We start from the raw sequence: 4,592 nt of genomic DNA, 5'->3' as shown, positions 1-4,592 counted from the left end.
GCGCGACTTTTTACCCGGCCAAGCTTTTCTGGTCGGAACCCCCTAAGCCGAGTTTTCAAGGTGCTGCGCCGTCCACTTGGTTTTCGAGACTGGCCTTTTAATTCTAACGTAAAGCCAACCTAGAACGGCGGGGTTTCAGACGCAAATTTTCGATGATCGAGAATGGCTTTAGCTTGAATTAAAGCCGATCGCACTTGTTCAAAACCTGTGCCACCATAGCTATTACGGGCCGCCACCACCTGACGAGGAGCGATCGCGTCGTAGATATCGGCCTCAAAAGCTGGATGTAATTCTTGCCATTCGGTCAGGGTTAAATCTTTCAATAACTTACCCGCTGCCAAACTGCTTTTAACGACTTTCCCGACTAAATTATAAGCTTCTCGGAAGGGAATCCCCTTACTGGCTAAATAATCCGCCACATCCGTCGCATTAGAAAAATCTTCCGCCACCGCATTAGCTAATCGGTCGGTTTTAAATTGAATTCCGGTGGCTAAAAGTACCGTCATCGCTTGCAAACAAATCCGCACGGTTTTAACGCCATCAAATAACGCCTCCTTGTCCTCCTGCAAGTCTTTGTTATAGGCTAGGGGTAAACCCTTCATTAAGGTCAATAACGCCTGTAAATGCCCAAAAACCCGCCCTGTTTTGCCGCGCACTAATTCGGGAACATCGGGATTTTTTTTCTGGGGCATAATGCTAGATCCCGTGGCACAACTATCGGTGAGAGTGATAAAACTAAATTCTTGGGAAGACCAGAGAATTATTTCTTCGCTCAAACGGCTCAGGTGGACCATAATCAGACTAGCGGCCGTCATAAATTCAATGGCAAAATCTCGATCGCTGACTCCATCGAGACTATTGTTATAAACCTGCTCAAAATCGAGTAAATTGGCACTGTAATGACGATCAATAGGAAAAGTCGTCCCCGCTAAAGCACCACATCCTAGGGGCGAAATATTAGTCCTGGCGCGAATTTGCCCTAATCTTTGGTGATCCCGTTCGGCCATTTGAAAATAAGCGAGGAGATGATGGGCTAAACTAATCGGTTGAGCGCGCTGTAGGTGGGTATAACCGGGGATCAGGGTTTCCAGATGGTTTTCGGCGTGATTGACTAAAGCTTGCTGAAAATTGCGAATTTCTTGCCTAATATCATCGATTTGTTGTCTAAGATACAGACGAATATCCGTTCCTACCTGATCATTCCGCGAACGGGCCGTGTGCAGTTTTTTGCCCACATCTCCCACAATCTCGGTTAAACGACGTTCCACGGCAAAATGCACGTCCTCTTGATCGATGCCGGGGTTAAAGTTGCCGGTGCGGTATTCTTGACGAATTTGTTCCAATCCAGAGACGAGACTATCTGCTTCTTCGGGACTGATAATACCCGTATAGGCGAGCATTTTAGCGTGAGCGATTGATCCGGTGAGATCATACTCGATTAATTCGATATCAAAGCCAATACTGGCGTTAAATTCCACGATCGTAGGATGGAGACTACCTTCAAAGCGATCGCTCCAAGTTTTCTTTGCTGTCACTGTTTTCGTTAGATTATTGTGTATAAAGTTAACCAAAATATGCTGGACAATTTTGGGGAATAATCCGGCGCTGATAGCATTACCGCTTCAGGTTAGAAAAATCTCCAACCCTACAAGCATAAGAATAGCAAGAATTGCTCGCTCTGGCTGAATGCTGATAGGCGAAAAGCTAATAAGAAGTAAAACCTCGAAACAGATAACCGGCAATGAAACCGATTAATAGGGCCCATGCTTGCCCAGTTTTGACGAAATTTGAGAAGGATTTCTGGACATTGCCGATGATATCCACGTCTTGATCCGAAATAGTCATCAAGACATTGGTAAGGGGCGAAAAGTCGATCAAGACAGATAGATGATGGAAGATGTCGATCACGATGGCATTCCTCAAAAACGAAAATCTACAGAATAAGTTAACATGAAAACGACTAAATCAAAACCGCTTTTGTCTCCCTGGTGGTGAGTTGGAGAGGAGGTCACTTTCAAGATGCTTGAGATTGCCAGTAATAGGATAATAATAAATTGCCCGCTTTTGCTAAATCTTGACCAAAGGCGATAATTCCTTCTTCATGACCACTCATCACTAAAATTTGTTGCTCCTCTAGACGCTCTTCTTGACATAAACGGATAATTTCTGCGGCCATTTCTGGGGTTCCATAGGCGATATTTTCTTGAGTGGTCGGCACTCGATACATCAAATTTTGCCACAGGGGGCGATGATGAATATGAATCACCCCATTAATCTGGGGATTCGCTTCATAAATTGCTCCATGGGTGAGAGTTTCCGAAGAAGCGGCAATTGTTCCCCGACAAGTGACCCGATTTTCTCTCCAATCGTAGTCTATAACTGTGGTGTAATGGGATTCATTTAATACTGGAATCCCTCCAGTATTAGTGCCAGAAATAATAATTTTTTTGTCTATTTTTCCTCGTTTACTCACATTACCAAAACCGATTCCGTTATCGTATTGACCGATTAATCCCAGTCGATAGAGGCGATTGCGCCAATAATTTAATTCTGCAATCTCTGAGCTTATTAAGGGATGGTCAGGAATCCAAGTACAATTGTATTTAACGTAGCCTTCGTCAATCATAGATTTTTCTGAAAATATTCGGGATAACTTTGACAAACTTTCTGCACAAATTCCTGGAGAGGATAGGAAATATTGGCGATATAATTATCTTTAATTACTTGGGAAAATAGGGGTAAAACTTCCGTGTCTAAGGCGGGGTTAAATAAGTTGATAGGTAGAATTAAATCGGAACATTCCCGCACATCAATGGTCTCAAAATTATCGGCTACAATTAACCAAAGAGGACGCACCCAAAGAGCAGAACGACTTTCGATCACCTGAATTACTTCTCCGTATAAAGTTCGATTTTTGCAGAATAAACTAACAATTTGATGGGGAGTAAATGTGTTCATAGACAATTCTAGTTTTCCTCGACACTATAGCAGTTATCTTAATGGTGAAGTACAAAGTTTTTCTTTTCGGGAACGACGGAACTGCGGAACAGTTTAGTGATCACATTGTAAAAGGATAAACCTCTTAGCTTATTTTGATTTCCCAACCTTTGTTTCTGCCACTTTTTGGGCAAAAAAGCCCAAAACTCTTTGATAGCAAGACTTACACCGATATTCAGCCAACTCTTGATAGAAGCTCAAATCACCCACACCGAGGAACTACCCATGAAATCCTTTGCCCGTCTCACCATCGTCAGCCTAATCACTGAACTTCCCCCGTATAAATATACTAGCTATGGCTAAAAGTCTTACAGAGCCTGAGTTAAAGCAATGTAATACTAATGGTATACTGAACACAAGCTCCTGAAATCCTTACGCGGATAGGGTTTGAAGCAAAATTTTTCAAATTTGACCTTTTTGCCATTATAGCTTGTTTCAGGGGAGAAAACCATCAAAAACATGGCTACAAAAAAAATCGCCGACTCTAGGGATTAATGACATCATCTGTGATAATAAGGTTAGCGATCACTATACAGCCAACTCCACAGAATCGCTCTACTCTAGATACAGTCAACGGTACAGCCATTTTCAAGGGTAAAATGTACCCAGTGGCGGCTTGTCAATCAAGGTTTTGTTAATTTTTTAGCATTTATGTATTGGGCAAATCCAGACCCTACTTAGTTATTTTATAAAGCCAATATCGCTTTTTATCCTTATCACTGACTATAAGCTGAGTATTGTAACCATTAGTCTCGATTTGCTGAATTAATTGATCAGAGGGGATGTATAGAAATATATTGTCAAATTTACTACCTATTTGCTCTAATTTAGATAGTTTTTCTTCTAGTTCCTTTTGATTTTCCCCATAGACAACCTGTAGATAAACATCTGAATTGAGTAAGTGAGTTAAAGCCAGAACTCGATAGTACAGATCATCAGTAATTACTAAGACATTAGGTGATTTGTTAATTACTTCAGCAATCTGTAAGTTCATAATAGGTACAATTCCTTGAGTTCTTCCCGTAGGAGATTTAGCAATAGCCAGAGAGGAAAATATTCCTAGAGAAATTATGGCTATGCTGATCAATTGCCATAACCTTCTTTTGATAGGCTTTTCAACACCATGAAAAGCTTTAGAAGCAAGTAAATAAGCAACAGACAGACTAACCCCTATATAACTTGGAGTAAGATAGCGAGAGTATATAGTTCTTCTACCACCTTGCAAAAAGTCGGGAATAATCTGGGATAGACCAGGTATGATAACTAATAGAGCTATAAATAAGAAAGTATGAAATGGAGCCTGGCGATACATAAACCAAAAGGAATATATAATGATAATAAATATTAGATATGGTAAGGGGTTTTTAAAATTGAACTGGTTGTTAAAATCCACTAAAACTGTGGATGTATTAAAAATAATTGTTAATATTCTTTCAAGGACACTAATTTGAAAGTTATGGCTCTTCGTTACCCTTTATGCTAAATCAACAGACAAGATGCCAAGATAACATACTTCTAACCCAAAAATTCCGAAAGTTTCTAAAGCCATAGCCTCTCCGTTTTATTAGTTTAAGTTTATTGTTGATTCCCTCGAC

At 40.7% G+C, this 4,592-nt stretch carries 6 protein-coding genes; all 6 read right to left on the bottom strand.

Features of this window, described 5'->3' with window-relative positions; translation table 11 throughout:
• Nucleotides 1-119 precede the first annotated feature (119 nt).
• Nucleotides 120-1,535 carry an argininosuccinate lyase gene (gene argH, locus O9295_RS25535; protein ID WP_079209692.1) on the bottom strand — a complete coding sequence of 472 codons (1,416 nt, stop codon included), beginning with the start codon at nucleotides 1,533-1,535 and terminating at the stop codon, nucleotides 120-122.
• A 169-nt stretch (nucleotides 1,536-1,704) separates the two neighbouring features.
• A complete protein-coding gene (locus O9295_RS25530) occupies nucleotides 1,705-1,908 on the bottom strand; it encodes a hypothetical protein (RefSeq protein ID WP_288036102.1) in 204 nt (67 codons plus the stop codon).
• A 106-nt stretch (nucleotides 1,909-2,014) separates the two neighbouring features.
• On the bottom strand, nucleotides 2,015-2,626 hold the full coding sequence (locus tag O9295_RS25525; protein WP_288036101.1) for a class II aldolase/adducin family protein: 612 nt from the start codon (nucleotides 2,624-2,626) through the stop codon (nucleotides 2,015-2,017).
• The gene (locus O9295_RS25520; protein ID WP_288036099.1) at nucleotides 2,623-2,958 is read right to left on the bottom strand and encodes a hypothetical protein; all 336 of its coding nucleotides are present in this window, start codon (nucleotides 2,956-2,958) and stop codon (nucleotides 2,623-2,625) included. The genes O9295_RS25525 and O9295_RS25520 overlap by 4 nt, the downstream gene beginning before the upstream one ends.
• Nucleotides 2,959-3,670: 712 nt before the next feature.
• A complete protein-coding gene (locus O9295_RS25515; protein ID WP_288036097.1) occupies nucleotides 3,671-4,309 on the bottom strand; it encodes a glycosyltransferase family protein in 639 nt (212 codons plus the stop codon).
• A gap of 172 nt (nucleotides 4,310-4,481) precedes the next feature.
• On the bottom strand, nucleotides 4,482-4,592 hold a 111-nt coding region (locus O9295_RS25510), incomplete at its 5' end, for a transposase (RefSeq protein ID WP_071784045.1).

This window comes from Microcystis sp. LE18-22.4A, assembly GCF_027531105.1.
Classification (GTDB): Bacteria; Cyanobacteriota; Cyanobacteriia; order Cyanobacteriales; family Microcystaceae; genus Microcystis; species Microcystis aeruginosa.
This window is presented reverse-complemented; position numbering and strand designations above follow the sequence as displayed.